Here is a 25,268-nt window from a genome sequence, read left to right as displayed (position 1 = left end):
CGTGAGACGAGCGCGCCCGGGGGCCGCGTCCAAGGGGCCCCGAGGGTCGGCGGAGCGGGCGCTGACGAGCGTGGCCGCGGGAGACGCGTACGACGAGGAGACCGCGGGGGAAGCCGCTGAGGGGAGTGCCGAGGAGGGGCCCCGCCTGTGGCACGTCACGCTCAGCGTCTCCGGCGCCGAGGCCCCGCTCGCGGAGGTGCGCCGCGGCCTCGAACAGCTCGCGCACGACCACCCCTTCCTGCTGACGAGCCGCTACGCGGTGGACCACGCCGAGATCCGCTACTGGGAAGAGGCCCGCGACCTGCACGACGCGGCCGCGGTGGCGCTGCGCCTGTGGGGCGAACACCGCCGCACGTCCCAGCTCCCGCCCTGGGAAATCGTCGGCCTGGAGGTCATCGACCGCCAGACCTACCACCACCGCATCGCCGAGGGCTACGGCCCCTTGCCGGCCACTCCGGTCGGCGTGCACCCGTTCTAGGCAAAAGGGGCGCGGGGAACTGCGCGCAGCAGTACATGTGACCCTCCCGAGGCGGAAACCTCACCCCCTGTGGCCAAGGCCGCATTTCAGCCATGTCTCACCCCCCGAAACACAAGGTGGACGTGCACCACGCCCCCGATACCCTGCGGAGCATGACGTCGCTGCCGCTGAACCCGTACGACTCGATGACCCCGGTCACCCAGACCGCGTACCGCGCACGGTCCGCCGCCCACGACCTCGCCGCCCTGCCGCGCGCCGAGAAGGACGACGCCCTCGGCGCCATCGCCGACGCCCTGGAAGTGCGCACCGCCGAGATCGTCGAGGCCAACGCCAAGGACATCGCCAAGGCCCGCGAGGCCGGCACCCCCGAGGCGATCATCGACCGGCTCACGCTCACCCCGGAGCGCGTGCGGGCCATCGCCTCCGACGTGCGCGACGTCATCGCCCTGCCCGACCCGATCGGCACCGTCGTCCGCGGCAACACGCTCCCGAACGGCATCGACCTGCGCCAGGTCCGCGTCCCGCTCGGCGTCGTCGGCATCATCTACGAGGCCCGTCCGAACGTCACGGTCGACGCCGCCGCCCTCTGCCTCAAGTCGGGCAACGCGGTACTGCTGCGCGGCAGTTCCTCGGCGTACGAGTCGAACACCGCGCTCGTCCGCGTGCTGCGCGACGCCGTCGGCGGCGCGGGTCTGCCCGCCGACGCGATCCAGCTCGTCCCCGGCGAGAGCCGCGACTCGGTGACCGAGCTGATGCGCGCCCGCGGCCTGGTCGACGTGCTGATCCCGCGCGGCGGCGCCTCGCTGATCAAGAACGTCGTGGAGAACTCGACCGTCCCCGTCATCGAGACGGGCACCGGCAACTGCCACGTCTACGTGGACGCCGACGCCGACCTCGACATGGCGGTCGACATCCTGGTCAACTCCAAGGCGCACCGCGTCTCGGTGTGCAACGCCGCCGAGACGCTCCTCGTCCACAAGGACATCGCCGACGCGTTCGTGCCGCGCGCCCTGGACGCGCTCGCGGAGGCGGGCGTCACCGTGCACGGGGACCAGCGGATCCTCGCGTACGCCCCGCAGTCGAAGGCGGAGGTCGTCGAGGCGCACCACGACGACTGGGAGACCGAGTACCTCAGTTACGACATCGCGGCCGCGGTCGTCGACGACATGGACCGGGCGATCGAGCACATCCGCCTGTGGTCCTCCGGGCACACCGAGGCCATCGTGACCACCTCGCAGCAGGCGGCCCGCCGCTTCACGCAGCTCGTCGACTCCACGACCGTCGCCGTCAACGCCTCGACGCGGTTCACCGACGGCGGCCAGTTCGGCTTCGGCGCCGAGATCGGCATCTCCACGCAGAAGCTGCACGCCCGCGGCCCCATGGGCCTGCCCGAGCTGACGAGCACGAAGTACATCGTCACGGGCGACGGCCACACACGATGAATTCCCGCACCGTCTGCCCAAATTGACCCCTTCGGTCTACGCTGGACGGGTGCCGGAGGACGTGGGGGGCTCGCCGTTCCCGGACGGCTGGGAGCCCGACGACGACCACGACCGCGGGGGCTGGGACGAAGAGTTCGCCTCCGTGGTCTTCGACGAGGACTTCGTCAAGGCTGCCGAGGTCCATGAGCCCACCGCGGTCGAGCGGCTGCTCGCCGCTGCGCAGGCGCGCGCCGAGGCCCAGGAGGCCGAGTCCCGCAGGGCCCGCATCCGCCCCGCGCCCGACGACGAGTTCTACGACGAGGCGGACGGGTACGGCCGCGCCGACGACGGCGAATTCGGCTGCTACGGGGACGAGTCGGACGAACTGTACGAGGAGGAGCTCGACCGCGAGGGCCGCCCTGCGGGCAGCGTCCGCTGGCGCAGGCCCGTCGCCTGGGCGCTCGCCCTGCTGATGGGCATCGGCATGGTCGCCCTCGCCTTCACGGCCGTCTACCGGGGCGCGTCGTCCGGCAGCCAGGACGAGGTCCCGCCGCCCGCGACGACCGAACTGGAGAAGAACGTTCCGGGCTCTCCCTCCGCCTCCGCGGACTACTCCCAGCCTGCCGTCTCCGCGGTCCCGCGGACCCCGTGAGGGGGCGCTCGGGGCGCTCGCGCGGGGGCCTTGGAAGTTGACCGCGCACCAGGGCGTTTACCTGGCGTCGCGGAGACCTACCCTGAAGGTATGAGCGGGCCAGGAGACCCACCGGAGGGGACGCCGGACAGCGGTCCCGGTAGTGGCGGCAGCGAGGAAGAGTACCGATCCGTCGTGTTCGACGAATCGTTCGTCAAGGCTGCCCGGCTCCAGGAGTTCTCCGCGCAGGAGCGCATCGGCGACCACTCGCCGGCCGTCCGCCGCCTGCCCGTGCTGCGCCGGGGCCTCACCCGGCAGGCCGTCATCCTCGTCGTCCTGATCGTGGTCGCCTTCGGCACCGCGGTCTACATGGGCGTCCGCAGCCCGTACCGGACGACGCCGATGGCCCGGAACACCGAACCGCTGCGGATGACCGTCATACCCCTCGCCCCGACGGGCCGCGTGCCCGGCGCCGAGTCCGTGAACGAGCTGTACGAGCACAGCCCCGCCGCCCGCTTCAAGCGCGCCGCCCGCGCCATCGACCTCCCGCAGGACCCCAAGGCCACCGCGCACTTCTCCGACAGCCAGGTCGTCACCGCGCTGACCACGGCCAAGGACTACCTCGTCGACTCCTCGCTCGACCCGGACGTGCTCACGCGCGGCGCCGTGCGCCCGGTGCGGATGCTGATCGACCCGCAGCAGCTCCCGCAGTTCGACCAGAGCGTCAACAGGCCGGTCACCGACGGGCGGCACGCCGCCACCGGCTGGCTCGTCCGCTTCGACCCCTCGCAGGCCGCGCTCGCCGACTCCCGCATCCGGGTCCGCGGCGCGCTGCACGTGGCCGAGACCGACGCGAACACCCTCGAAGTGACCTCGGACCACACCTTCGTCTACGCGCTGCGACCCGCCGACAAGAACGCGAAGGCGGCCGACGGCGACAAGAAGCCCCAGGCGTCCCTGTTCACCGTCCGCCGCTCCATGCACTTCCGCTTCGACCGCCAGGACCTGCGCAACCACCAGACCGAGCTGGTCGTCTCCTACGTCCAGGCGGGCCCGCAGGCCTGCTCCTCCGACGCCGCCGGGTATCTGCACCCGCTGCTCGCGGGCCAGAGCGCCAAGAAGGGCGGCCCGGCCGGCACCGACCCGTACGCGACGGACAGTGCGACCGCGCTGTGCGGCGCGCTCGCACCGGACGCCCAGCCGAAGGTGTAGCCGGTCAGTTCTCGCGGCCCTCGTCGTCCTCGGGGGTGCCGTGGTTCCCGGTGTTGCCCCCGCCGTTGCCGCCGAAGTTTCCGAAGCCGCGCCGCACCCGGCCGCCCAGGTCGCCCGCACCGCCCGCGATGTCGCTGACCAGCTTCATCAGCGGGTCCTTCGACGTCTTCACGGAGTCCGTGTAGTGCGAGGCCGACTCGCGCCACGAGTCCGCCACCGAGGTGTCCTTGTCCTCGCTGCGGCGCGGGTAGTGACCGTCCATCAGGCGCTGGTAGTCGCGGCTCGCCGCCCACTTCTTCAGCTCGGCGGCGCGCACCGTGGTGAACGGGTGCGAGCGCGGCATCACGTTCAGGATCTTCAGCACGGAGTCGCGCAGATCGCCCCCGGCCTCGTACTCCTCGGCCTGCTTGAGGAACGCGTCCACGTTCATCTGGTGCAGGTGGTTGCCGCCAGCGATCTTCATCAGGCCGCGCATGGAGGCCTGGAGGTCCTGACCGACCAGCAACCCGGCGCGGTCCGCGGAGAGTTCGGACTTGCGGAACCACTCGCGCAGCGCCGTCACGATCGCCATGATCGCGAGGTTGCCGAGCGGGATCCACGCGACGCGCAGCGCAAGCGACGTCAGGAACAGCAGGATCGTCCGGTACACCGAGTGGCCGGACAGCGCGTGGCCCACCTCGTGGCCGACGACGGCCCGCATCTCCTCCTCGTCGAGGAGCTCCACGAGTCCCGTGGTGACGACGATGATCGGCTCGTCGAGGCCGATGCACATCGCGTTCGGCTGCGGGTCCTGATTCACGTACATCGGCGGGACCTTCTCCAGGTCCAGGATGTAACAGGCGTCCCGCAGCATCGTGTTGAGGTGCGCGAACTGCTCGTCGGAGACCCGCACCGAGTCCGACAGGAACAGCAGGCGCAGGCTGCGCTCGGGCAGCAGGCCGCTCAGTGCCTTGAAGACCGTGTCGAACCCGCTGAGCTTGCGCAGCGCGACGAGCGCCGAGCGGTCCGCGGGGTGCTCGTACGCCCGCGAGGAGATCCCCGGGAAGCGCCTGCGCTGCCTGCTGGGTACGTTCTCGTGCTGCTCGTTCGGTTCGTCGGGCATCCGACTTCCCCCATGTTCCGTGTGTGCGACGAGTCTCGCCGTTTCCGGTGTGCCCCCAAGGTGGAGTCCACACTAGGCGGATATACCGTGACGGGGCAGCACACCGAAGGAGCGAACCGTCATGGAGCACATCGATCACGTCATCAGCGCAGCCGCGGAACAGGGCGCCGGAAACCTGTTGCGAGGCGTGCTGATCGTGGGCGTGCTGGGCGCCGTCTTCCTCGCCTGGTTCCTGTTGCGGGGCTACAAGAGCGACGACTGACCCCACCGCTTACGATGGGTCAGAAGTCTTTATCCCGATCCCACACCGGATAGGTCCTGCTGAAGATGAGCCTCCACAGCACCGCTGCCCAGCTCGCCACTCTCGCTGCCGAGGGCGAGAACGGCGGCAACCACGAAAGCCTCAGCCCCCTCGTGACGGGCGGTGCGGCCTTCATCATCCTGATCCTGCTGCTGTGGATCACCACCCGGTTCAACCGCGACCGCTGAGCCCGGACGGGACCACTGGGGACGGGCCAGTAGGCTCTGGGCGCATGGGAGCGCAGGACATGCCTACCGGCCCGGTCAACAACCCGGCCGGCGGCCCGGATCACGAGTGGGTCTCACCCGCCAAGCGACGCCTCGGCGTCATGGGCGGAACGTTCGACCCGATCCACCACGGACACCTGGTGGCGGCCAGTGAGGTCGCCGCGCAGTTCGACCTCGACGAGGTGGTGTTCGTACCCACCGGGCAGCCCTGGCAGAAGAGCGACAAGCGGGTCTCGCCGGCCGAGGACCGCTATCTGATGACGGTCATCGCGACCGCCGAGAACCCGCAGTTCTCGGTGAGCCGCATCGACATCGACCGCGGCGGTCCGACGTACACGACGGACACCCTGCGGGATCTGCGGCAGCTCAACCCCGAGGCCGACCTCTTCTTCATCACGGGTGCCGACGCTCTCGGCCAGATCCTCACCTGGCGTTACACCGACGAGCTGTTCTCCCTGGCACACTTCATCGGGGTCACGCGGCCGGGCCACACGCTCGCCGACCCGGGTCTGCCGGAGGGCGGCGTCTCGTTCGTCGAGGTTCCCGCCCTCGCCATCTCGTCCACGGACTGCCGCGACAGGGTCGCCAAGGGCGACCCCATCTGGTACATGGTGCCGGACGGTGTGGTGCGGTATATCGACAAGCGCCAGCTGTACCGGGGCGACTGAACCCTGCACCGCCGAGAGGGGCATCGGTGAACGACCGATACGACGGTTACGACCAGCAGAATTACGAGCTGGTCGGATATGACGAGTCCGGCCGACCGGTCTACCGGCCGGTCCAGCAGGCGCCGTCGTACGAGCAGAACTCCCCGTACGGATACGGTTACGACTCGTACGCGGGCGGGCAGCAGCAGCCGACCGGGCCCCAGCCCCAGCAGCCCCACCAGGCCCCTTCGTACGACCCCTACGGCGGGGCACAGAACCAGGGCCAGCAGTACCAGCAGCCCCAACAGGCCCCGCAGGCCACGGCGTACATCCCGCAGCAGGCCCCGCCGCCCGCGCCGCCGCAGAACCAGCGGCCCGAGCCCGACTACCGCACCGAGCAGTTCGAGTTCGTCGAGGAGCCGGACGAGGAGTCCGAAGACGTCATCGACTGGCTGAAGTTCACCGAGTCGCGCACCGAGCGGCGCGAGGAGGCGCGGCGTCGCGGCCGCAACCGGGGCATCGCCCTCGTCGTCGTCCTCGCCCTGTGCCTGGTCGGCGGCGCCGGCTACCTCTGGTCCCAGGACAAGCTGCCGTTCCTGTCGAAGGACGCGGCGAAGACGGGCGCGGCCGCCGCGACCGGTCCGCAGAACCGTGACGTCATCGTCGTCCACCTGCACAACACCAAGGGCGGCGGCACGTCCACGGCGCTGCTCGTGAACAACACGACCACGAAGCGGGCCACCAGCGTCCTGCTGCCGAACTCCCTCGCCCTGTCGGACGAGGACGGCACCAGCACCACGCTCGCCAAGTCCGTCGACGAGGACGGCTCCTCCGGCACCAGCGACGGCCTCGACACCCTGCTCGGCACCGACATCCAGGGCACCTGGCGGCTCGACACCCCGTACCTCAACAACCTCGTCGAGCTCGTCGGCAACATCGACGTGACGACGAACACGAGCGTGCCCGACCCCGAGAAGAAGGGCACCGTGCTCGTCCACAAGGGCGCGGACCAGACCCTCAGCGGCCCGGCGGCCGTGGCGTACGCGACGTACCGCGGCAAGGGCGAGCCGCAGACCGCCCAGCTGGAACGGTTCGGGCAGGTCATGCAGGGCGTCCTGCGCAAGCTGTCGTCCGACCCGCAGGCCGCGACGACCACGGTCCAGACACTCGCCCAGATCCTCGACCCCTCGCTGACCGAGAAGGACCTCGGCGCCTTCCTCGCCAAGCTCGCCGACCGGGCCAAGGAGGGCGACTACAAGAGCGAGGTCCTGCCGGTGCAGCGCGGCGGCGCCATCTCCCGCGCCACCGCCGACTCCGTGGTCGAGAACGTGCTCGGCGGCACCGTGAAGTCCCCCTCCAGCGGAGACTCCCCGCGCGTCGGCATCGAGAACGCCACCGGCGACAAGGCCCGCACCGAGAAGGCCCGCGTCGCGCTGGTCAACGGCGGCTACACGTTCGTCTCCGGCGGCACCGGAACGGCGATCGCGAGCTCCCGGGTCACGTACGCGGACGCCGCGCACAAGAAGGACGCCGTGGAGGTCGCCAAGACCCTGGGCCTGCCGACGTCGTCCGTGACGAAGGGCAGGGCGGCGAGGAACGCGGACGTGTCCGTGGTGCTCGGCCAGGACTACACCGGCCGGTGACCGTGAGGCGTGTCGGTGGACCGTGAGACCCTTGGGGTACCCCCCTGAGGGATCGCTCGGGGGATTCAGACCGCCGACGGAAAGCCTTGTAGTGACCGCCACTGACCGTTCCATCGAGCTCATCAACGCCGCCGCACAGGCGGCAGCGGACAAGCTCGCGCACGACATCATCGCCTACGACGTCAGCGATGTGCTGTCCATCACGGACGCCTTCCTGCTCGCGTCGGCGCCCAACGACCGCCAGGTCAAGTCGATCGTCGACGAGATCGAGGAGAAGCTCAACAAGGAGCTCGGCGCCAAGCCGGTGCGCCGTGAGGGCGACCGCGACGCCCGCTGGATCCTGCTCGACTACGTCGACATCGTCGTCCACGTCCAGCACAGCGAGGAGCGTGTCTTCTACGCCCTGGAGCGGCTGTGGAAGGACTGCCCCGAGATCGACCTGCCCGAGGAGGCCAAGGCCACCCGCGGCAAGGGCGAGGAGCACGCCAAGGAGCGGGAGGCCGCGGCCGAGGCGGAGGAGGTGCTGTGACCAGCGCCTCTCGGGGGCGGCGCGTCGTCCTGTGGCGGCACGGCCAGACCTCCTGGAACCTGGAGCGCCGCTTCCAGGGCACCACGGACATCGGGCTCACCGAGACCGGTGTCGCCCAGGCCCGGCGTGCCGCCCGGCTGCTCGCCTCCCTGAAGCCGGACGCGATCGTCGCGTCCGACCTCCAGCGCGCGGCGGCCACGGCCGCCGAACTGACGGCGCTGACCGGCCTCGAGGCCACGTACGACGAGAGCCTGCGGGAGACGTACGCGGGCGAGTGGCAGGGCCTCACGCACGAGGAGATCATCGCCCGCTACGGCGAGCAGTACGCGGCGTGGAAGCGCGGCGAGCCCGTGCGGCGCGGCGGCGGCGAGCTGGAGACCGAGGTCGCCGACCGGGCCGCGCCCGTCGTGCTGCGGCACGCGGACAAGCTGCCCGACGACGGGCTGCTCGTCGTGGTCAGCCACGGCGGCACGATCCGCACCACCATCGGCCGGCTGCTCGGCCTGGAGGCCCACCACTGGGAGGGTCTCGGCGGCCTGTCGAACTGCTGCTGGTCCGTCCTCGGTGAGGGCGCCCGCGGCTGGCGCCTCCTCGAGCACAACGCGGGCACGCTGCCGGAACCGGTCCTCGGCGACGACGACTAGGACCCTGCCGGGACCGGCCCCGCGGGCCGCAGGGGCCGGATTTCACTTTCCGGCAGGTCGCAGGCTAAAGTTCTTCTTGTTCGGCCCGCCGGGGGAAACACCGGAGGGGGAAGAACGCGAGGGGCTATAGCTCAGTTGGTAGAGCGCCTGCATGGCATGCAGGAGGTCAGGAGTTCGATTCTCCTTAGCTCCACAGGAATCAAAGATCCCGTCCCGTCAGGGGCGGGATTTTTCGTTGCCGATTTTGCGGCAGATTTGAGGCGTCGGCGGTGCCCGGGGCGTATACCTCGGGGAACGTCGTGTCCGGACTGGTACGCGGGCGTCGCTGACCGGGTCGCTTCCGCCGTGGCAGAATCGGACGGCCGGAACGGGGCTGTGTCCGACCGACGATGGCGGCCCGCTGGGGAGGGAGTGCGCGATGCCCTTGAGCATCAACGAGGAAGCCGATCGCTTCCTCGGCATGACAGTGATATCCGCCGAGCCCCCCGCCGGTTCAGCGGAAGCCCCGTCCCTCAACTGTCCGTCCTGCGGCTCCTTCCACGTCGCCCAGATGCTCGGCGACAACGGCGGGATCTCGTACGTGTGCACGGCCTGCGGCCACAGCTGGAGCTGAGCGGAACACATGGGTGCACACAGGAGGAAGTGCGACTGGTGCGGCAGCGGCACGCCCATCGTGCGCGACATGGAGCCGCTGAACCCCGACTACCAGTACTGGTGCGAGGAATGCGCGCGGGCGCTGATCATAAAAGGCGACCCGATCGAGACGTATCGGGAACTGGAGGGCGAGCCGATCTACGGCCGGCTCCTGGACGAGCACTGCACGCTCAAGCGCTTCTATTCGTTCGCCAGAGCCTGACCGCCGAGTACGCCAGGAAGGCGCAGCCCACTCCTACGTAGAGCGCGGAAAGCATCGATTCCCCTGCGTTCTGGTGGAGTTCGGGCCTCCCGTCGGTGTGCGGCACCCACCACAGCGCGTACGTGCAGAACAGCAAGGCCAGGGCGAGCGCGGCCTTCTGACGGCCCGACTCCCACACGAGCAGCGCCAACGGCACGCACCAGACCCAGTGGTGGGACCACGAGACCGGGCTGATCAGGAGCGCCGTCGTCGCGCACGCCAGCGCCGCCTGGGCCCGCCGCCCGCGCAGCGCCGCCGCGACCGCCACCGTGAGCCCAACGAGGGCCGTGAGGGCGGCGGCAAGGGCCCACCACGCGCCGGGGTCCCCGGTGTGCAGCAGGCGGGCCAGTACGCCGCGCAGCGACTGGTTGCCGGTCTCCTCCGCGTGGCCGGGGCGGTCCGACTCGAAGACCGTCCGCGTCCAGAAGTGCCGGGAGTCGCGCGGCAGGACGAGGGCCGTGAGCACGGTCACGCCGACGAACGAGCCCACCGCGACGCACGCCCCGCGCACCCACGGACGCCAGGCCCCGCCCCGGGCCAACTGCGCGAGCCCGGTGCACAACAGGAAGACGGCGAACAGCGCGGGCGTCAGCTTGATCGCCGCCGCGACACCGATCCCGACGCCCGCCCAGCGGTGCCCCGGCCGGCGCGTGAGGTCCCACAGGACAAGCACGGCGAGCAGCAGATTGACCTGCCCGTAGCGCAGCGTCGTCCACACCGGCTCGCACCACACGGCGACGGCCGCCACCCACAGGGCGTGCTCCACGCGCGCGTGGCGTCGCACGAGGCGCAGGGAGAGGTGCACGAGGCCGAAGAGGAGGGCGAGGTTCAGGGCGGTCCCGGCGACCTTCATGGTCACCACGTCGACGAAGGTCAGCGGCAGGAACAGCAGCGCGGCGAACGGCGGGTAGGTGGTCGGCAGCTCGGCGTAGGTCGCGCGCAGTGCGTACAGGTCGCCGCCCGTGCGGACCGTCCAGCCCTCCGCCCGGTAGACCATCAGATCGATCATCGAGACGTCGGCCGCGCGCTGGGCGATCACGAAGGCCGCGAACGAGAGCAGGCAGGCTCCCAGCGCTGTCGGTGCGTGGCGGGTGCGGGGCAGGGCGAGCACAGTCACGCGAGGCAACACTAGTAGTCGTCAACGGCGACTTTTCCATACAGAAGGGGGCGGAAGGGAAACGATTTGGTGATGCACCCCGGTGACCGTGTAATGTTGGCGACGCCGCCGGGGAGACCGACAGGGAAGCCCCGGAGGACCAAAGCACGGGGCTATAGCTCAGTTGGTAGAGCGCCTGCATGGCATGCAGGAGGTCAGGAGTTCGATTCTCCTTAGCTCCACAGGAATGTGAAGGCGGGCCATCCGATTCGGATGGCCCGCCTTCGTGTGTGCCCGGGGCCGCTACCGCCGGGCCCGGCTGCGTCCGGGCGGGAGCGCGGGGCGCGCGGGCCGCCGGTCCAGTGGGGCCGCCGACGCGTCCTCCTCGATGCGCAGCGCCAGCGCGGGGCAGCGGCGCACGGCCCGTACCGCGTTCGCCTCCGAGTAGGCGGGCACCGCGGCCTCCGCGACCGTCGGGAAGCCGTCGGGGCCCAGCTGCAGCAGCTCCGGCACGATGTCCGCGCACAGGCCGTGCCCCCGGCACAGCGTCCAGTCGACCGCGAGCCGCTTCCCGGTGGGCGTCGAGCTCGCCGGCGCCTCGGCGTGCAGCGGCAGCACGCCGAGCACCGGGCGGCCGCAGCCGGCGCCCAGGACGTGCGCGGCCAGGTCGTCCGTGAACGCCGAGATCGTCGACTCGATGAACGCCGCCGAGCCGTCCGGGTGCTTGCACGCCCCGCGCCGCTTCACCGCGCGCGTGACCTCGCGCAGCGCTTCCAGGGCGGCCGGGCCGCCGCCGTTCAGCACGTCCTCCAGGCCGCGCGCCGCCGCGGGCAGCCCCAGGTAGCAGGGGCCGCACTGGCCCGCGCTCTCCGAGGCCAGCCACTGCGCCACCTTCAGGGCCTCGCCGAGCGGGCAGGTGTCCGGGCCGATCGGCAGGATCGCCCCGGCGCCGAGCGCGCCGCCCGAGGCCTCCAGGGAGGCGCGGGAGACGATCGCGTCCTGCGCGCCGACCCCGTCGAGCCACTTGCCGTGATAGCCGCCCGTGAGCACGCCCTGGGGAAGCGGGGGAGCGCCCGCGAGCTGGAGCACGTAGCGCAGCGGGACGCCCGACGGAACCTCCAGGACCATCGGGCGTGCGACCGCCCCGGAGAGCGTCAGCAGGACCGTGCCGGGCTCGTCGTGCAGGCCCGTGCGGCAGTAGCGCTCGGCCCCCGTGCGGGCGGCGACGGCGAGTTGGGCGAAGGTCTCCGCGTTCGACAGGAGCGTGGGGGCGCCTCCGACACCGGAGTCGGAGGCGCGGACCTTGCGGCCGGGCGGCATCGGCGGGCCGCCGTCCGCCGAGCGGATCAGGGCGGAGGACTCGCCGGTGACCATGCGCACCGGATTGCGCTGCACCCGCGCGCGTAGTGGCGAATTACGGCGGTTCGACAGGCCGCGCTCGGCGAGGGCCGCCTGTATCGACGCCTCGGTGCTGTCGCGGGTCACACCGATCACGAGGGTGCGGGCGCCGATCGCCTCCGCGACGAGCAGGGCGCCGTCCAGGATCAGGTGCGGGGCCCGGTTGATCAGCACGGTGTCCTTGCGGCAGGCGGGCTCGTCCTCGCTGCCGTTGACGACGACCACCGGGCGCACCCCGCGCCGGATCGCCGACTCGGCGACCGCGCGGAGCTTCTTGGCGAAGGGGAAGCCCGCTCCGCCGCGGCCGCGCAGGGATATCGCCTGGGCCAGCTGCGCGAGTTGCTCGCCCGCCATGGGCTCCAGCGGTCCGTGCACCTTGAGGTGCATGTCGAGGTCGAGCCGCTCCACGAGGTCGAAACCCGAAGTGAGCTGGGGAAGACCGACGACCCGGACTTCCGGGACGTCGGGCAGTGCGGTGTTCACTGCGTGCCTCCGTAGGGCGTGGTCCAGGGCTCGCCGGAAGCGGGTGCTTGGTAGGGGCCGGGGAGCGGTTCGGTGGGATCGGGCGCTTCCGTGTAGAGGTCTTCGTGAGCGCCGTGATTCGTGCTGTCCCCGTAGGACGCGGGGTAGCCGGGGACGCCTCCGTAGGGGGTGTCGTACGTCGGGTCGTACAGGGACGGCGGGGCCTCGGCCGGTGGGGGCGGGGAGGGGGCGGGCCAGCGCTCGGTGGGCGCGGAGGCCATGGGTTCCGCGTACTGCTCCACGTACGGGACGGATTGGGTGGGCAGCTCGGAGCGGGGGAGGGACGACACCGCGCGGTAGGCGGCCGCGAAGCCGATGTCGGACGGGGGTGGTGCCGGTGCCGGTCCGGGTGCCGCGGTCGGCATCGGGGGAGCGGGCTGGAAGGTGGGCCGCGGGGCGGGCTCGGGGCGGGGCTGCGGGAGAGGTGATCCGGCGCGCCTGGTGCCGCTCGCGCGTGGACCCGCGTCCAGGAATTCGAGGATGCGCACCGCCACCTTGCGCCGCACGGCCTGCGGCGAGGCCCGCAGGGCGATCGCGCCGGCGACCGCGACCAGGGCCAGGCAGTACAGGACGGTCACGTACGCCTTCGCGGGCCGGCCCGAGTACAGGCCGTGCATGAGGGCGAAGCACCAGGCCGGGTAGGCGAGCATGTGGGTCGCGCGCCAGCGGGCGGCGAGCCGGGCGGGGGAGGCCATGGAGCTGCGCAGCGCGCCCGTGACACCCGTGGTGATCATGAGGAGTCCCGCGGTCACGCCCAGGCCGATCAGGCCCGCGCTGCCGCTGAAGCCCCCGGAGAACGGGATCAGCGCGCCGAGCAGCGTCACGTGCGAGAGCGCGAGCTTCACGCTGATGTGCAGCAGCAGGAAGACCAGCGAGGAGACCGCGGTGATCCGGTGCACGGCCTGTGCGAGCAGCCGCTGCCGCGAGGTGAGGAAGACCCGGTCGGAGGCGACCAGGCCCCAGACGACGGACGAGGTCAGGGAGACCAGCGAGAGCACGCCCGCGCCGAAGTCCAGCGTCGCCCGCACGGCGTCGCCCCCGGTGGACACCAGTACGGGCAGCAGGAGGAGGACTCCCGCGATGAGCAGCCCTGTTCTCCTGCGACGGCCGGAGCCAGGGGTGCGTGAACTCATCGGCGTACGAAGGGAGTTCAGGGAGTGAGGGGTTCGAGGGTTCATGGGGGTGACTCCGAACGGTTCGGCACGGTGGTCCCACGGCCCGCACTCTAGATCGAGGCATACCGGGCAGTACGAGGTTTGAGTTATCTCGCTGTTATCTACGAGATGTTTGCTCGCTGCGTTGTCCTGATAGTGGCGGTACGCCGAGTAATCCCTGGGGTGCGGTGGGCCGCGGGGAAGCCCGTCGCGGGGCGGGCGAGCGCTGCGGTACCCTGACGCCATGCGTGCCGTACGCCTTCTGCTTAGTGAGCCGCGCTGATCAGTCCCGACCCGCCCTCAGGGCGTGAGGTCGGAATCGGCGCGGCGTCCCCTCCTGTGCGAGGGGCTTTTTCATTTCCCAGGCACTGGCCGCCGGCAGAGACGATCGATGGAGCTTTGAGGATCATGAGCGAGACGAACACCGCCGCCGCTTCCGAGGCGGCGGTCGCGCCGCACCGCTACACGGCGGCCATGGCCGCCGACATCGAGGCACGCTGGCAGGACTTCTGGGACGCCGACGGCACGTACGAGGCGCCCAACCCGAGCGGCGACCTGGCGGGCGACCCGCAGGTCGCGTCGCGCCCCAAGAAGTTCATCATGGACATGTTCCCGTACCCCTCCGGTGCGGGCCTGCACGTCGGCCACCCGCTGGGCTACATCGCCACGGACGTCTTCGCGCGCTTCCAGCGCATGACCGGCCACAACGTGCTGCACACCCTGGGCTTCGACGCCTTCGGCCTGCCGGCCGAGCAGTACGCCGTGCAGACGGGCACCCACCCGCGCGCGTCGACCGAGGCCAACATGGTCAACATGAAGGCGCAGCTGCGCCGCCTGGGCCTGGGCCACGACAAGCGCCGGTCGTTCGCCACGATCGACCCGGAGTACTACAAGTGGACGCAGTGGATCTTCCTGCAGATCTTCAACTCCTGGTACGACGACGAGGCGCAGAAGGCCCGTCCGATCGCCGACCTGGTCAAGCAGTTCGAGACCGGTGAGCGCGCCGTTCCCGGCGGCGGCGACTGGTCTTCGCTGAGCGAGCGCGAGCGCGCCGACATCCTGGGCGACTACCGCCTGGCGTACGCCTCCGACGCGCCCGTGAACTGGGCGCCGGGCCTGGGCACCGTCCTGGCCAACGAGGAGGTCACCGCCGACGGCCGCTCCGAGCGCGGCAACTTCCCCGTGTTCAAGTCGAAGCTGCGCCAGTGGAACATGCGCATCACGGCCTACGCGGACCGCCTGATCGACGACCTGGACGGCCTGGACTGGCCCGAGGCGATCAAGCTGCAGCAGCGCAACTGGATCGGCCGCTCCGAGGGTGCGCGGATCGACTTCGCCGTACCGGACGCCGACGGCTCCGGCGAGGAGAAGATCACCGTCTTCTCCACCCGTCAGGACACCCTGTTCGGCGCCACCTACATGGTGCTGGCCCCCGAGCACGACCTGGTCGAGAAGATCACCCCGGCCGCCTGGCCGGAGGGCACCCACGACGTGTGGACGGGCGGTCACGCGACGCCCGCCGAGGCCGTCGCCGCCTACCGCAAGCAGGCCGCCTCGAAGTCCGACGTCGAGCGCCAGGCCGAGGCCAAGGACAAGACCGGCGTCTTCACCGGCGCGTTCGCGACCAACCCGGTCAGCGGCGAGCAGGTTCCCGTCTTCATCGCCGACTACGTGCTGATGGGCTACGGCACCGGCGCGATCATGGCCGTCCCGGCGCACGACAGCCGCGACTTCGCGTTCGCGCGTGCTTTCGAGCTGCCCATGCGGTGCGTCGTCGAGCCGTCGGACGACCGCGGGACCGACCCGGCGACCTGGGACGACGCGTTCGTCGCGGGTGACGCCAAGCTGGTCAACTCCGCCGGCGAGGACATCTCCCTGGACGGCCTGGGCGTCGCCGATGCCAAGGCCCGCATGACCGAGTGGCTGGAGCGCAAGGGCATCGGCTCCGGCACGGTCAACTTCCGGCTGCGCGACTGGCTGTTCAGCCGCCAGCGCTACTGGGGCGAGCCCTTCCCGATCGCCTACGACGAGGACGGCATCGCCCACGCGCTGCCCGAGTCGATGCTGCCGCTGGAGCTGCCCGAGGTCGAGGACTACAGCCCGCGCACCTTCGACCCGGACGACGCCGACACCCGGCCCGAGACGCCGCTGTCGCGCAACGAGGACTGGGTCAACGTCACGCTGGACCTGGGCGACGGCCGTGGCCCGCGCAAGTTCCGCCGCGAGACCAACACCATGCCCAACTGGGCGGGCTCGTGCTGGTACGAGCTGCGCTACCTGGACCCGAACAACGACGAGAAGCTGGTCGACCCCGAGATCGAGCAGTACTGGATGGGCCCCCGCGAGGGCATGCCCACCGGCGGCGTCGACCTGTACGTGGGCGGCGCCGAGCACGCCGTGCTGCACCTGCTGTACGCGCGCTTCTGGTCGAAGGTGCTGTTCGACCTGGGCCACATCTCGTCGGCCGAGCCGTTCCACAAGCTGTACAACCAGGGCATGATCCAGGCGTACGTCTACCGGGACGCGCGCGGGATCGCCGTACCGGCCGCCGAGGTGGAGGAGCGCGACGGCGCGTACTACTACCAGGGCGAGAAGGTCTCCCGCCTGCTGGGCAAGATGGGCAAGTCCCTGAAGAACGCCGTCACGCCGGACGAGATCTGCGCCGAGTACGGCGCGGACACCCTGCGCCTGTACGAGATGGCGATGGGCCCGCTGGACGTCTCCCGGCCGTGGGACACGCGCGCGGTCGTCGGCCAGTTCCGGCTGCTGCAGCGCCTGTGGCGCAACATCGTCGACGAGACGACCGGCGAGGCCACCGTCGTGGACGTGCCCGAGGCCGACATCGACGTGGCCACGCTGCGCGCGCTGCACAAGGCGATCGACGGGGTGCGCGGCGACCTGGAGGGCATGCGGTTCAACACCGCGATCGCCAAGGTCACCGAGCTGAACAACCACCTGGTGAAGTCGTACGCGGGAGGCTCGCTGCCGCGCTCCGTGGCCGAGCGCCTGGTGCTGCTGGTCGCGTCGCTGGCCCCGCACGTCGCCGAGGAGCTGTGGCGCAAGCTGGGTCACAGCGACTCCGTCGTCCACCAGGACTTCCCGGTCGCCGACCCCGAGTACGTGGTCGACGAGGCCGTGACCTGCGTCGTCCAGATCAAGGGCAAGGTCAAGGCCCGCCTGGAGGTCTCCCCGGCGATCTCCGACGAGGAGCTGGAGAAGATCGCCCTGGCCGACGAGAGGGTCGTCGCCGCGCTGGACGGCGCCGGCATCCGCAAGGTCATCGTGCGGGCGCCGAAGCTGGTGAACATCGTCCCCGCGTAGCGGCCTCGGGGTTGTTCCCTACGGGCAGGTTGGGGGTTCCGCTGGAACCCTCGGCCTGCCCGCTCCGTTTACGGTGGAGAGAACGGTGGGGCGGGGCGATCGAGCCGGGCGACCTGGAGGAGAGAGCGCTATGGAAACCGTGCTAGTGATCATTGCGCTGATCTTCGTCGCCTTCCTGGCGTTCGGCGGGTACGTGACGGTGAAGGCGGTCGGCGCCGCCAAGCGCGGAGTGGACCGCAAGGTCGAGCAGGCGCGGCGGGCCGTCGAGGACACCACGCTGCGCGCCAAGAGCTTCGCGCAGCCCGGTACGGCGGCCGAGGTGGCACAGCTGCGGCTCAAGCTGCGCACCTCCATGCGCGCCACGCAGGACGCGCTGCACGCGCGCGTGTCCGAGGACCCCTCGCTCAAGGAGTCCCTCGGCCTCTTCGAGCGCCTGAGTGCGCACGGGCACGAGGTGGACGCCGAGCTCAAGCGCCTGGAGAGCGAGCCCGACAAGGGGCAGGTGGCGCGGGTGCTGCCGGAGCTCAGGACGCGTACGGAGCAGATCACGGGGTCCGCCGACGCGCTGCGGCACGCGGCCCGCGACCGGGCCGGCCGGTTCGCGAGCGACGACCTGGACGCGCTGAGTTCACAGATCGACCTGGAGGCCGGGGCGCTGCGGCACTGGACCCATGAATCCACGCAGGAGCCGACGGGGCCCGCTCCCGGCCCCGCGCAGGAGCGGGACAGAGAGCGCAACCGGGCCGCGATCACTCCGCCAGGTGTACGCCCTGTGTACCCGTGGGAGAAGAAACCCCGTCCGGAGAGCACGACTTGAACCGGTGCCGGAGGGTAGGGGCCGGGCTGCCGAGCACCGGCCGCGGCAGGTAATCTCCGGTGCATGTCCCGCCATGTCGCGATCGTCACCGATTCAACGGCCTACCTGCCGCAGCGGACGATGGAGCGCCACGGCATCACGGCGGTGCCGTTGACCGTGGTCCTGGGTGACCGGGCGCTCGAGGAGGGCACGGAGATCTCCGCCCGCTCGGTCGCGGAGGCGCTGCAGAAGCGCCGGTCGGTGACGACGTCGAGACCGAGCCCGGAGCTGTTCGCCGAGACCTACCGCAAGGTGGCCGAGTCCGGTGCCACCGCCATCGTCTCGCTGCACCTGTCCGCCGAGATCTCCGGGACCTACGACGCCGCGGTGCTGGCCGCCCGCGAGGCCCCGGTCCCGGTGCGCGTCGTGGACACCGGGATGGTGGCCATGGCCCTCGGCTTCTGCGCGCTCGCGGCGGCGGAGACGGCCGATGCGGGAGGCACCGTCGACGAGGCGGTGACCGCGGCGGAGAAGCGGGCCTCGGGCACCTCGGCGTACTTCTACGTCGACACCCTCGACTATCTGCGCAGGGGCGGCCGGATCGGCGCCGCGCAGGCGCTGTTCGGGTCCGCGCTCGCGGTGAAGCCGCTGCTTCAGCTCGACGGCGGCCGTATCGAGCTCCTGGAGAAGGTCCGCACGTCGTCGAAGGCGATCGCGCGGCTGCAGGAGATCGTGGCCGAGCGGGCGGGCAGCGCGCAGGTGGACGTGGCCGTGCACCACCTGGCCGCGCCGGAGCGGGCGGAGGCGCTCGCGGGGTGGCTGCGCGAGCAGTTGCCGGGCCTGGCCGAGCTGCATGTCAGCGAGGTGGGGGCGGTGATCGGGGCGCACACGGGACCGGGGCTGCTGGGGGCTGTGGTCTCGCCTCGGACGTAGGGGGGCCGGTGCCGGTGCCGGTGCCGGTGTCGGCCATGGGAGCCCCGGCGTCGGCCGTGCGAGCCCTGGCGTCGGTCGGTCGTGTGGGTGACGGGGTTTTCCACAACTGGTGGGTTGTCCCCGGGAATTGAGCAAGATCCACTTGCGGGTGGCGTGCTGCCTACCGTCTCGTGTCATGGAACTTCGATCACGGACACGGACGACGTACGCATCCAGCGGGCCGGGGCGCGGCCGCACATCCGACAGCCGGGCCCGGCAGCGGCACGTGGTGCGGCGGCGCAGGCGCGTCGAGGCGGAGCGGACGCGGGTGCGGGCGGAGGCGTTGTTCGCGCCGCCGGGGGTGGTGGTGCCTGCGGCTCCGGAGGCGGTGGTGTCGGAACCGGAGGATTCGGTTGCGGCCGGTTCCGTGTCGTCTCCGTCGTTGTCGGATCCGGCGCCCCCGAGGCGGCAGCGTGCCGTGCTCGCCGTGCGGGACCGGTTGCCGTTGTGGGTGCAGGCGCGGTGCGGGGTCGAGCGGCGAGGGGCCGTGGCGCTGGCCGTCCTGGTCGCGGTGGTGGGGCTCTTCGCCGTGCAGCACTTCTGGGCGGGGCGTACGCAGCCGGTGCGGGCGCCCGAGACGGTGCGGGCCGCGGCGCCGCGAGCCGTGGAGCCGCCGGGAGGTGGTGTCTCCCCGGCCGCTTCGGGGCCGGGGGCCGTGGCGACCGGCGCCGCCAAGGTCGTCGTGGACGTCGGCGGAAAGGTGCGAAGGCCGGGGCTCCGTCGGCTGCCCGCCGGGGCCCGGGTCGCGGACGCGCTGCGGGCGGCCGGCGGGGTGCGCCCCGGTGCGGACATGGACGGGCTCAACAGGGCGCGGCTCCTCGTGGACGGAGAGCAGATCCTGGTGGGCGAGCCGGCGACGGCGGCCGCAGCCGCGCCGCCCGGCGGAGCCGCGGGAGCGTCGGCGCCCGCGGGGCCTGTCGGGCTCAACACGGCCACGCTGGAACAGCTCGACACCCTGCCGGGCGTCGGCCCCGTGCTGGCGCAGCACATCGTCGACTACCGCACGGAGCACGGAGGTTTCCGTTCCGTCGACGAACTCCGGGAGGTCAACGGCATCGGTGACCGCCGCTTCGAGGATCTGCAGAATCTCGTGCGGCCGTGAACGACGACCGGGGTGTGCCGTCCGCGACGGGGCGGCTCGGTGACGCGCATCCGCGTCAAGAGGGGCCGCTGGACCTGCGGTTGGTGCCGCCAGCGCTCGCGGCGTGGGGCACCGCGGCACTGACGGTGACCGGTTCGCCGTGGTGGGCGGGGCTGGTGGCGGTGGTGTGCGCGGTCGCTGGGGCGGGGCTGTTGGTGGCGCGGCGTGGTGGGGCCGGGGACGGGGATCCGGTCTGGCGGGGGCCGTCGGTGGCGGCGCTGCTCCTGTGCGTCGCCGCGTCCGCGGCCTCCGCCGGTCTGCACGGGGCCGATCTGCGGCGCGGACCCGTGCCCGAGCTGGGGTCGCGATTCGCCCGAGTGGAGGCCGAGTTGGAGGTGACCTCGGACCCGCGGCTCACCCGGCCGAGAATCCGCGGGGACCACGCGGCGCCGACGTCGGTCCTGGTGGAGGCGGACGTGGTGCGGGTGACGGGGCCGGACGGGGGCGTGGCGCGGACGCGGACGCCCGTGCTGGTCGTGGTGGGCGGAGGGGGCCGGGGCGCCGATTCCCTGCCCGATACCGGTAAGTCGGCTCAGGTGCACGGCAGTTCGTGGCTTTCGGTGCTGCCGAGTACCCGGTTGCGGGTGCGGGGGAGCCTCGCGCCCCCGATGGTGGCCGGGGGCCGGGTCGCGGCGGTGCTGCGGGTCGGGAGCGGGGAGCGTGCGCGGGTCGTGGGGGTGCCGAGCCGCTCGCAGCGACTGGCCGGGGCGCTGCGGGCGGGGCTGCGCGAGGCCACGGACGGGCTCGACGCGGACGCGCGCGCACTGCTGCCGGGGCTCGTCGTGGGCGACACGGCACGCGTGACACCAGAGTTGCACGCCGCCTTCGAGGAGACGGACCTGTTGCACCTCATGGCGGTCAGCGGGGCCAACTTCACCATTCTGCTCGCCCTGTTGATCGGCCCGCCCGGCACCGCCCAGCTCGTGGAGCGGCGCGGACTCGCGTCCCGGGTCGGGCTGTCGTTGCGGACGACCGCGGTGCTCGGCGGGGCGCTCACGCTCGGCTTCGTGGTGGTGTGCCGGCCCGAGCCGAGCGTGCTGCGGGCGGCGTCGTGCGGGCTGATCGCGCTGCTCGCCGTGGTGACCGGGCGGCGCAGATCCCTGATCCCCGCGCTGGCCACGGCGGTGCTGCTGCTCGTGCTGTACGACCCGTGGCTGGCGCGGAGTTACGGGTTCCTGCTGTCGGTGCTCGCCACGGGCGCGCTCCTGACGCTGGCCCCGCGGTGGGGCGCGGCGCTGCGTCGGCGCGGGGTGCCGGGGCGGCTCGCCGAGGCGCTGGGGGCCGCCGCTGCCGCGCAGGCGGTGTGTGCCCCGGTGGTCGCGGTGCTTGCGGCGCGGGTGAGTCTGGTGGCGGTGCCGTGCAATCTGCTGGCGGAGTTCGCGGTCGCGCCCGCGACCGTGCTCGGGTTCGCGGCGCTGGCGACGGCGCCGCTCGCGATGCCGGTGGCGAAGTCGCTGGCCTGGTGCGCCGGTTGGCCGACAGGGTGGATCGCGGATCTCGCCAGGGCCGGGGCCGCACTTCCCGGCAGTGGGATGGACTGGCCGGGCGGCTGGCGCGGCGGGGCGCTGCTCGCGCTCGGCACGGCGGTCCTCGTGCTCGCCGGGCGCAGAGTGCTCCGCTCGCCCTGGATCTGCGGGGTCTGCGCGCTGCTGCTCGTCCTGGTGATCACGCGGCCCGCGCCGCTCGTGCGGGGTGTCACCGGGTGGCCGCCGGCCGGCTGGCGGCTGGCCATGTGCGACGTGGGGCAGGGCGACGCGCTGGTGCTCGCGGCGGGGGCGGGGTCCGGGGTGGTGGTGGACGCGGGGCCCGACCCGCTGCTCGTCGACCGGTGTCTGCGTTCGCTGGGCGTCACCCGGGTCCCGGCGGTGGTGCTCACGCACTTCCACGCGGACCATGTGGCCGGGCTCGCGGGGGTGCTGCGGGGGAGGGCCGTAGGGCAGATCGAGACGACGGGGTTCGCGGAGCCGCGGGACCAAGTGGCCTTCGTGCGGAAGGAGGCCGCGCGGCGCGGGGTCCCGGTGGTGAGTGCGGCGGCCGGGGAGCGGCGCAGGGCGGGACCGCTCGACTGGCAGGTGCTGTGGCCCCCGCCGGACCCGGTCCCGACGCCGGACGGGCCGAACGACGCGAGCGTGACCCTGCTCGTCCGCGTCGCGGGCATGACGCTGCTGCTCCTCGGCGACCTCGAACCGCCCGCGCAGCGCGCCCTGTTGAGAACGCCCGGTGGGGCCCGGCTGCCCCCGGTCGACGTGCTCAAAGTGGCCCATCACGGCTCGGCGTATCAAGATCCGGAGCTGCTGCGCAGGGCCGCGCCCCGGGTCGCGCTGATCTCGGTGGGCCGCGACAACCCGTACGGCCACCCGGCGCCCAGCACGCTGGCGGCGCTGCGGGCGCGCGGTGCGGCCGTGCTCAGGACGGACCGGGACGGGGCGGTCGCGGTCGTGGGAGGAGGTGGGGACGCGCTCCGGGTGTTCCCTTAGCACGGTCGTCGCGGGTACATGGGCGAGTTCTTGCCATGTGGGCGCATGTTGCCTCGAAACTGCCCACGATGATCGAATGCTTGTCGAATGCAGAAGATCAGGTAGTTGTCCAGGCGTTCTGGGGTGGGTAGGGCATGTTCGGTCGTCGGCGGAGAAACCGTACTAACCGGTCAGTAGGTTCGAGTTCCCTCGCGGGGACGGCGATGCCGCCGGGTGCGGGGGTGCTGAGCGGCCGGATCATCGACGCCGTGAGCGAGCCGGTGCGCGGCGCCGAATTCTCGGTGAACGACGCGATGGGGCGCAAGGTGGTGAGCGGGGGCGTCGACCCGTTCGGCTCGTTCGTGGCGACGGTGCCCGCGGGGGAGTACCGGATCGCCGTCTCGGCCGAGGGGTACGCGCCGTTCCGCGGCGGGGTCACCGTGGCCGAGGGCGAGCAGGCGGCGCTCGGTGACGTGACGCTCCAGGTCTCCGCGCCGCCGCCGCTGCCGACGCCGGGGGACTGGGAGGTCGAGCCGACGCACTCCTCGGTCGGGTTCACGGCGCGGCACATCGGGATGGCGCGGGTCTACGGGCGGTTCAACACGTTCGCGGGGGTGCTGCGGGTGGCCGAGCGGCCCGAGGACTCCGCGATGCACGTCGTCATCGACGCCTCGTCCATCGACACGAACGTGAAGATGCGCGACGACCACCTCAGGTCCGCGGACTTCCTCGACGTCGAGCGCTTCCCGACGCTGGAGTTCTACAGCGACCGCTTCGTGCACAAGGGCGGCAGCCGCTGGGCGATCACCGGGGCGCTCTCGCTGCACGGCGTGACCAGGACGGTCACGCTGGACGCCGAGTACCTGGGCGTGGGCACCGGCATGGAGGGCGAGACCAGGGCCGCCTGCCGCGCGAGCACGGAGCTGCACCGTGACGACTTCACCGTGAGCTGGCAGACCATGCTGGCGAAGGGCATCGCCGTCGTCGGCTCCAGCGTCCGCATCGACCTCGACATCCAGGTCGTGCCCAAGGGCTGACCCCGTGCGGCGCGGCGCCTACGACGTGCGGAAAATGGTGGTGTGAGCGATGTGAGACACGTACTGGTGCTGCCCGACCGCGATGCCGCGGAGGAGGTCGCGGAGGCCCTCAGGGAGCGCTTCGGGGTGACCGAGGAGCCTCAGCTCGTACGGGACGCGCTGGCCGGTGAGGACGACGCCGAGGACGCGCAGTGGCTGGTGGTCGTCGAGGACGCGGCGGGGCGGCTGGCCGCCGAGGAGCTGGACGGGTTCGCCGGCGAGTGGGACGGGTGGCGCGAGGAGCCGTAGGGCTCCCATCGGCGCGGCCCGCCTCCGGCCGGTCCCCGAACCCGCCCCCGTCCCGTAGGCCCCTTGTTGTCAGTGGCGCGTGGGATGCTTGGGCGCGATGGCCAGGAAGAGTGCAAACGACGAACCGCTCGCTCCCCTCACCGTCGCGGTGGGGCAGGAGGAGCTGCTGCTCGACCGCGCGGTGCAGCAGATCGTGGCGGCCGCGCGCGCCGCGGACGCGGACACCGACGTACGGGACCTCACCCCCGATCAGCTCCAGCCGGGGACGCTGGCAGAGCTGACCAGTCCCTCGCTGTTCGCCGAGCGCAAGGTCGTCGTCGTACGCAATGCGCAAGACCTGTCGGCGGACACGGTCAAGGACGTCAAGGCGTACATCGGCTCGCCCGCCGAGGAGATCACGCTGGTGCTGCTGCACGCCGGCGGCGCCAAGGGGAAGGGGCTCCTTGACGCGGCCCGCAAGGCCGGGGCCAGGGAGGTCGCCTGCCCCAAGATGACGAAGCCGGCGGATCGGCTGGCGTTCGTGCGGGCCGAGTTCCGGGCGCTCGGGCGGTCTGCGACCGGTGAGGCGTCGCAGGCGCTCGTCGACGCGATCGGGAGCGATCTGCGGGAGCTGGCGTCCGCCGTGTCGCAGCTCGCCGCCGATGTCGAGGGGACCATCGACGAGGCCGTCGTCGGGCGGTACTACACGGGGCGGGCCGAGGCGTCCAGCTTCACCGTCGCCGATCGGGCCGTGGAGGGGCGGGTGGCCGAGGCGCTCGAGGCGTTGCGGTGGTCGCTGTCGACCGGGGTGGCGCCGGTGCTGATCACGTCGGCGTTGGCGCAGGGGGTGCGGGCGATCGGGAAGTTGTCGTCGGCGCGTGGGGGGCGGCCGGCGGATCTTGCGCGGGAGTTGGGGATGCCGCCGTGGAAGATCGATCGGGTGCGGCAGCAGATGCGGGGATGGACGCCGGACGGGGTCGCTGTCGCGTTGCGGGCGGTTGCCGAGGCGGATGCCGGGGTCAAGGGGGCCGGGGACGATCCCGAGTATGCGTTGGAGAAGGCTGTCGTGACCGTGGCGCGGGCTGCCCGGGCGCGCGGGCGATAGAAGGTCGCCCCCGCCGCCCCTACCCGTCCCATCCCTGGGGGCTGCGCCCCCAGACCCCCTGCGGCCTTCGGCCGTGTCCTCAATCGCCGGACGGGCTGGAGATGAGCGCCCGGACGGGCTGGAGATGGGCGTCCGGACGGGCTGGAGATGGGCGCCCGGACGGGCTGGGATGAGGCGCCCAACGGGCCAGAACGCACCGAAGCCCCGCCCTGGGGAAGGGCGAGGCTTCGGGTCAAGCTGTGTGTGAGCCCGCACCCGCGTGGCGAACGCAGA

24 protein-coding genes and 2 tRNA genes are annotated in these 25,268 nt (G+C 72.0%); 22 read left to right on the top strand and 4 right to left on the bottom strand.

All coding sequences use genetic code 11. From position 1 onward, the window contains the following. Nucleotide 1: 1 nt before the first annotated feature. The 4 genes from ACZ7L4_RS17450 to ACZ7L4_RS17435 all read left to right on the top strand — a co-directional run bounded on the left by ACZ7L4_RS17450 (nucleotide 2) and on the right by ACZ7L4_RS17435 (nucleotide 3,742). A complete protein-coding gene (locus ACZ7L4_RS17450; RefSeq protein WP_472103379.1) occupies nucleotides 2-478 on the top strand; it encodes a hypothetical protein in 477 nt (158 codons plus the stop codon). Nucleotides 479-630: 152 nt separating this feature from the next. Next, the gene (locus ACZ7L4_RS17445) at nucleotides 631-1,920 is read left to right on the top strand and encodes a glutamate-5-semialdehyde dehydrogenase (RefSeq protein ID WP_472103377.1); all 1,290 of its coding nucleotides are present in this window, start codon (nucleotides 631-633) and stop codon (nucleotides 1,918-1,920) included. Nucleotides 1,921-1,969: 49 nt separating this feature from the next. After that, on the top strand, nucleotides 1,970-2,551 hold the full coding sequence (locus ACZ7L4_RS17440) for an SCO2584 family spore wall biosynthesis protein (RefSeq protein WP_472103376.1): 582 nt from the start codon (nucleotides 1,970-1,972) through the stop codon (nucleotides 2,549-2,551). Nucleotides 2,552-2,641: 90 nt separating this feature from the next. Beyond that, on the top strand, nucleotides 2,642-3,742 hold the full coding sequence (locus tag ACZ7L4_RS17435) for an SCO2583 family membrane protein (RefSeq protein WP_472103374.1): 1,101 nt from the start codon (nucleotides 2,642-2,644) through the stop codon (nucleotides 3,740-3,742). Nucleotides 3,743-3,746: 4 nt separating this feature from the next. On the opposite strand, the gene ACZ7L4_RS17430 is transcribed toward ACZ7L4_RS17435, so the two are convergent. Continuing rightward, entirely contained in the window at nucleotides 3,747-4,844 is a 1,098-nt protein-coding gene (locus ACZ7L4_RS17430) for a M48 family metallopeptidase (protein ID WP_472103372.1), read from the bottom strand. Between the two features lie 121 nt (nucleotides 4,845-4,965). Here ACZ7L4_RS17430 and ACZ7L4_RS17425 point away from each other — a divergent pair, with 121 nt between their 5' ends. The 9 genes from ACZ7L4_RS17425 (at nucleotide 4,966) to ACZ7L4_RS17385 (ending at nucleotide 9,691) form a co-directional block, all read left to right on the top strand. Further along, nucleotides 4,966-5,106 (top strand): hypothetical protein, encoded by a 141-nt coding sequence (locus tag ACZ7L4_RS17425; protein ID WP_450816877.1) that lies wholly within the window; start codon nucleotides 4,966-4,968, stop codon nucleotides 5,104-5,106. 65 nt (nucleotides 5,107-5,171) lie between these two features. Next, nucleotides 5,172-5,333, top strand: a complete 162-nt coding sequence (locus tag ACZ7L4_RS17420; protein WP_327663392.1) for a hypothetical protein — start codon at nucleotides 5,172-5,174, stop codon at nucleotides 5,331-5,333. A gap of 44 nt (nucleotides 5,334-5,377) precedes the next feature. Then, nucleotides 5,378-6,040 carry a nicotinate-nucleotide adenylyltransferase gene (nadD, locus tag ACZ7L4_RS17415; protein ID WP_450816879.1) on the top strand — a complete coding sequence of 221 codons (663 nt, stop codon included), beginning with the start codon at nucleotides 5,378-5,380 and terminating at the stop codon, nucleotides 6,038-6,040. Between the two features lie 26 nt (nucleotides 6,041-6,066). Continuing rightward, entirely contained in the window at nucleotides 6,067-7,662 is a 1,596-nt protein-coding gene (locus ACZ7L4_RS17410; RefSeq protein ID WP_472103370.1) for an LCP family protein, read from the top strand. Nucleotides 7,663-7,753: 91 nt separating this feature from the next. Next, entirely contained in the window at nucleotides 7,754-8,191 is a 438-nt protein-coding gene (rsfS, locus tag ACZ7L4_RS17405) for a ribosome silencing factor (RefSeq protein WP_472103368.1), read from the top strand. Then, a complete protein-coding gene (locus tag ACZ7L4_RS17400; protein WP_472103366.1) occupies nucleotides 8,188-8,835 on the top strand; it encodes a histidine phosphatase family protein in 648 nt (215 codons plus the stop codon). The genes rsfS and ACZ7L4_RS17400 overlap by 4 nt, the downstream gene beginning before the upstream one ends. 120 nt (nucleotides 8,836-8,955) lie before the next feature. Continuing rightward, nucleotides 8,956-9,028, top strand: a tRNA-Ala gene (locus tag ACZ7L4_RS17395). Nucleotides 9,029-9,253: 225 nt separating this feature from the next. After that, complete coding sequence (locus tag ACZ7L4_RS17390) at nucleotides 9,254-9,448, top strand: hypothetical protein (RefSeq protein ID WP_472103364.1); 195 nt, start codon at nucleotides 9,254-9,256, stop codon at nucleotides 9,446-9,448. 9 nt (nucleotides 9,449-9,457) lie between these two features. Continuing rightward, nucleotides 9,458-9,691 carry a hypothetical protein gene (locus ACZ7L4_RS17385; protein ID WP_266719727.1) on the top strand — a complete coding sequence of 78 codons (234 nt, stop codon included), beginning with the start codon at nucleotides 9,458-9,460 and terminating at the stop codon, nucleotides 9,689-9,691. Here ACZ7L4_RS17385 and ACZ7L4_RS17380 read toward each other — a convergent pair. Beyond that, nucleotides 9,660-10,847, bottom strand: coding sequence for a glycosyltransferase 87 family protein (locus tag ACZ7L4_RS17380; RefSeq protein WP_472103362.1), 1,188 nt, complete (start codon nucleotides 10,845-10,847; stop codon nucleotides 9,660-9,662). The two genes, ACZ7L4_RS17385 and ACZ7L4_RS17380, sit on opposite strands and share 32 nt — an antisense overlap. Before the next feature lie 148 nt (nucleotides 10,848-10,995). Between ACZ7L4_RS17380 and ACZ7L4_RS17375 the strand changes: the two genes are divergently transcribed. Continuing rightward, nucleotides 10,996-11,068 (top strand) — tRNA-Ala (locus ACZ7L4_RS17375). A 61-nt stretch (nucleotides 11,069-11,129) separates the two neighbouring features. On the opposite strand, the gene ACZ7L4_RS17370 is transcribed toward ACZ7L4_RS17375, so the two are convergent. Then, entirely contained in the window at nucleotides 11,130-12,707 is a 1,578-nt protein-coding gene (locus ACZ7L4_RS17370; protein WP_472103360.1) for an NADH-ubiquinone oxidoreductase-F iron-sulfur binding region domain-containing protein, read from the bottom strand. Further along, nucleotides 12,704-13,879, bottom strand: coding sequence for a cytochrome b/b6 domain-containing protein (locus tag ACZ7L4_RS17365; RefSeq protein WP_472103358.1), 1,176 nt, complete (start codon nucleotides 13,877-13,879; stop codon nucleotides 12,704-12,706). The genes ACZ7L4_RS17370 and ACZ7L4_RS17365 overlap by 4 nt, the downstream gene beginning before the upstream one ends. 429 nt (nucleotides 13,880-14,308) lie before the next feature. Between ACZ7L4_RS17365 and leuS the strand changes: the two genes are divergently transcribed. From leuS to holA, 8 genes are all read left to right on the top strand, one after another. Then, complete coding sequence (gene leuS / locus ACZ7L4_RS17360) at nucleotides 14,309-17,221, top strand: leucine--tRNA ligase (RefSeq protein WP_472103356.1); 2,913 nt, start codon at nucleotides 14,309-14,311, stop codon at nucleotides 17,219-17,221. Nucleotides 17,222-17,351: 130 nt separating this feature from the next. Continuing rightward, on the top strand, nucleotides 17,352-18,038 hold the full coding sequence (locus tag ACZ7L4_RS17355) for a hypothetical protein (RefSeq protein WP_472103354.1): 687 nt from the start codon (nucleotides 17,352-17,354) through the stop codon (nucleotides 18,036-18,038). Between the two features lie 63 nt (nucleotides 18,039-18,101). Next, nucleotides 18,102-18,950, top strand: coding sequence for a DegV family protein (locus ACZ7L4_RS17350; RefSeq protein ID WP_472103352.1), 849 nt, complete (start codon nucleotides 18,102-18,104; stop codon nucleotides 18,948-18,950). 175 nt (nucleotides 18,951-19,125) lie between these two features. Then, a complete protein-coding gene (locus ACZ7L4_RS17345) occupies nucleotides 19,126-20,091 on the top strand; it encodes a ComEA family DNA-binding protein (protein WP_472103351.1) in 966 nt (321 codons plus the stop codon). After that, nucleotides 20,088-22,607, top strand: coding sequence for a ComEC/Rec2 family competence protein (locus ACZ7L4_RS17340; RefSeq protein ID WP_472103349.1), 2,520 nt, complete (start codon nucleotides 20,088-20,090; stop codon nucleotides 22,605-22,607). The genes ACZ7L4_RS17345 and ACZ7L4_RS17340 overlap by 4 nt, the downstream gene beginning before the upstream one ends. 134 nt (nucleotides 22,608-22,741) lie before the next feature. Next, nucleotides 22,742-23,623 carry a YceI family protein gene (locus ACZ7L4_RS17335; RefSeq protein WP_472103347.1) on the top strand — a complete coding sequence of 294 codons (882 nt, stop codon included), beginning with the start codon at nucleotides 22,742-22,744 and terminating at the stop codon, nucleotides 23,621-23,623. 42 nt (nucleotides 23,624-23,665) lie between these two features. After that, nucleotides 23,666-23,911, top strand: a complete 246-nt coding sequence (locus ACZ7L4_RS17330) for a hypothetical protein (RefSeq protein ID WP_472103345.1) — start codon at nucleotides 23,666-23,668, stop codon at nucleotides 23,909-23,911. A 97-nt stretch (nucleotides 23,912-24,008) separates the two neighbouring features. Continuing rightward, on the top strand, nucleotides 24,009-24,995 hold the full coding sequence (holA, locus tag ACZ7L4_RS17325; RefSeq protein ID WP_450809477.1) for a DNA polymerase III subunit delta: 987 nt from the start codon (nucleotides 24,009-24,011) through the stop codon (nucleotides 24,993-24,995). The last annotated feature ends 273 nt before the right edge of the window (nucleotides 24,996-25,268 follow it).

Source organism: Streptomyces sp. NPDC107575, assembly GCF_055657265.1.
The sequence above is the reverse complement of the archived record's forward strand: the minus strand, read 5'-3'. Positions and strand labels throughout refer to the sequence as shown.

Bases quoted from the DNA above. Each gene is read 5' to 3' on its own strand.
- ACZ7L4_RS17445 (WP_472103377.1), top strand. From the start codon at position 631: ATGACGTCGCTGCCGCTGAACCCGTACGACTCGATGACCCCGGTCACC.
- ACZ7L4_RS17435 (WP_472103374.1), top strand. From the start codon at position 2,642: ATGAGCGGGCCAGGAGACCCACCGGAGGGGACGCCGGACAGCGGTCCC.
- ACZ7L4_RS17430 (WP_472103372.1), bottom strand. From the start codon at position 4,844: ATGCCCGACGAACCGAACGAGCAGCACGAGAACGTACCCAGCAGGCAG.
- ACZ7L4_RS17425 (WP_450816877.1), top strand. From the start codon at position 4,966: ATGGAGCACATCGATCACGTCATCAGCGCAGCCGCGGAACAGGGCGCC.
- ACZ7L4_RS17420 (WP_327663392.1), top strand. From the start codon at position 5,172: ATGAGCCTCCACAGCACCGCTGCCCAGCTCGCCACTCTCGCTGCCGAG.
- nadD (WP_450816879.1), top strand. From the start codon at position 5,378: ATGGGAGCGCAGGACATGCCTACCGGCCCGGTCAACAACCCGGCCGGC.
- ACZ7L4_RS17390 (WP_472103364.1), top strand. From the start codon at position 9,254: ATGCCCTTGAGCATCAACGAGGAAGCCGATCGCTTCCTCGGCATGACA.
- ACZ7L4_RS17385 (WP_266719727.1), top strand. From the start codon at position 9,458: ATGGGTGCACACAGGAGGAAGTGCGACTGGTGCGGCAGCGGCACGCCC.
- ACZ7L4_RS17365 (WP_472103358.1), bottom strand. From the start codon at position 13,879: ATGAGTTCACGCACCCCTGGCTCCGGCCGTCGCAGGAGAACAGGGCTG.
- leuS (WP_472103356.1), top strand. From the start codon at position 14,309: ATGAGCGAGACGAACACCGCCGCCGCTTCCGAGGCGGCGGTCGCGCCG.
- ACZ7L4_RS17355 (WP_472103354.1), top strand. From the start codon at position 17,352: ATGGAAACCGTGCTAGTGATCATTGCGCTGATCTTCGTCGCCTTCCTG.
- ACZ7L4_RS17350 (WP_472103352.1), top strand. From the start codon at position 18,102: ATGTCCCGCCATGTCGCGATCGTCACCGATTCAACGGCCTACCTGCCG.
- ACZ7L4_RS17345 (WP_472103351.1), top strand. From the start codon at position 19,126: ATGGAACTTCGATCACGGACACGGACGACGTACGCATCCAGCGGGCCG.
- ACZ7L4_RS17335 (WP_472103347.1), top strand. From the start codon at position 22,742: ATGTTCGGTCGTCGGCGGAGAAACCGTACTAACCGGTCAGTAGGTTCG.
- holA (WP_450809477.1), top strand. From the start codon at position 24,009: ATGGCCAGGAAGAGTGCAAACGACGAACCGCTCGCTCCCCTCACCGTC.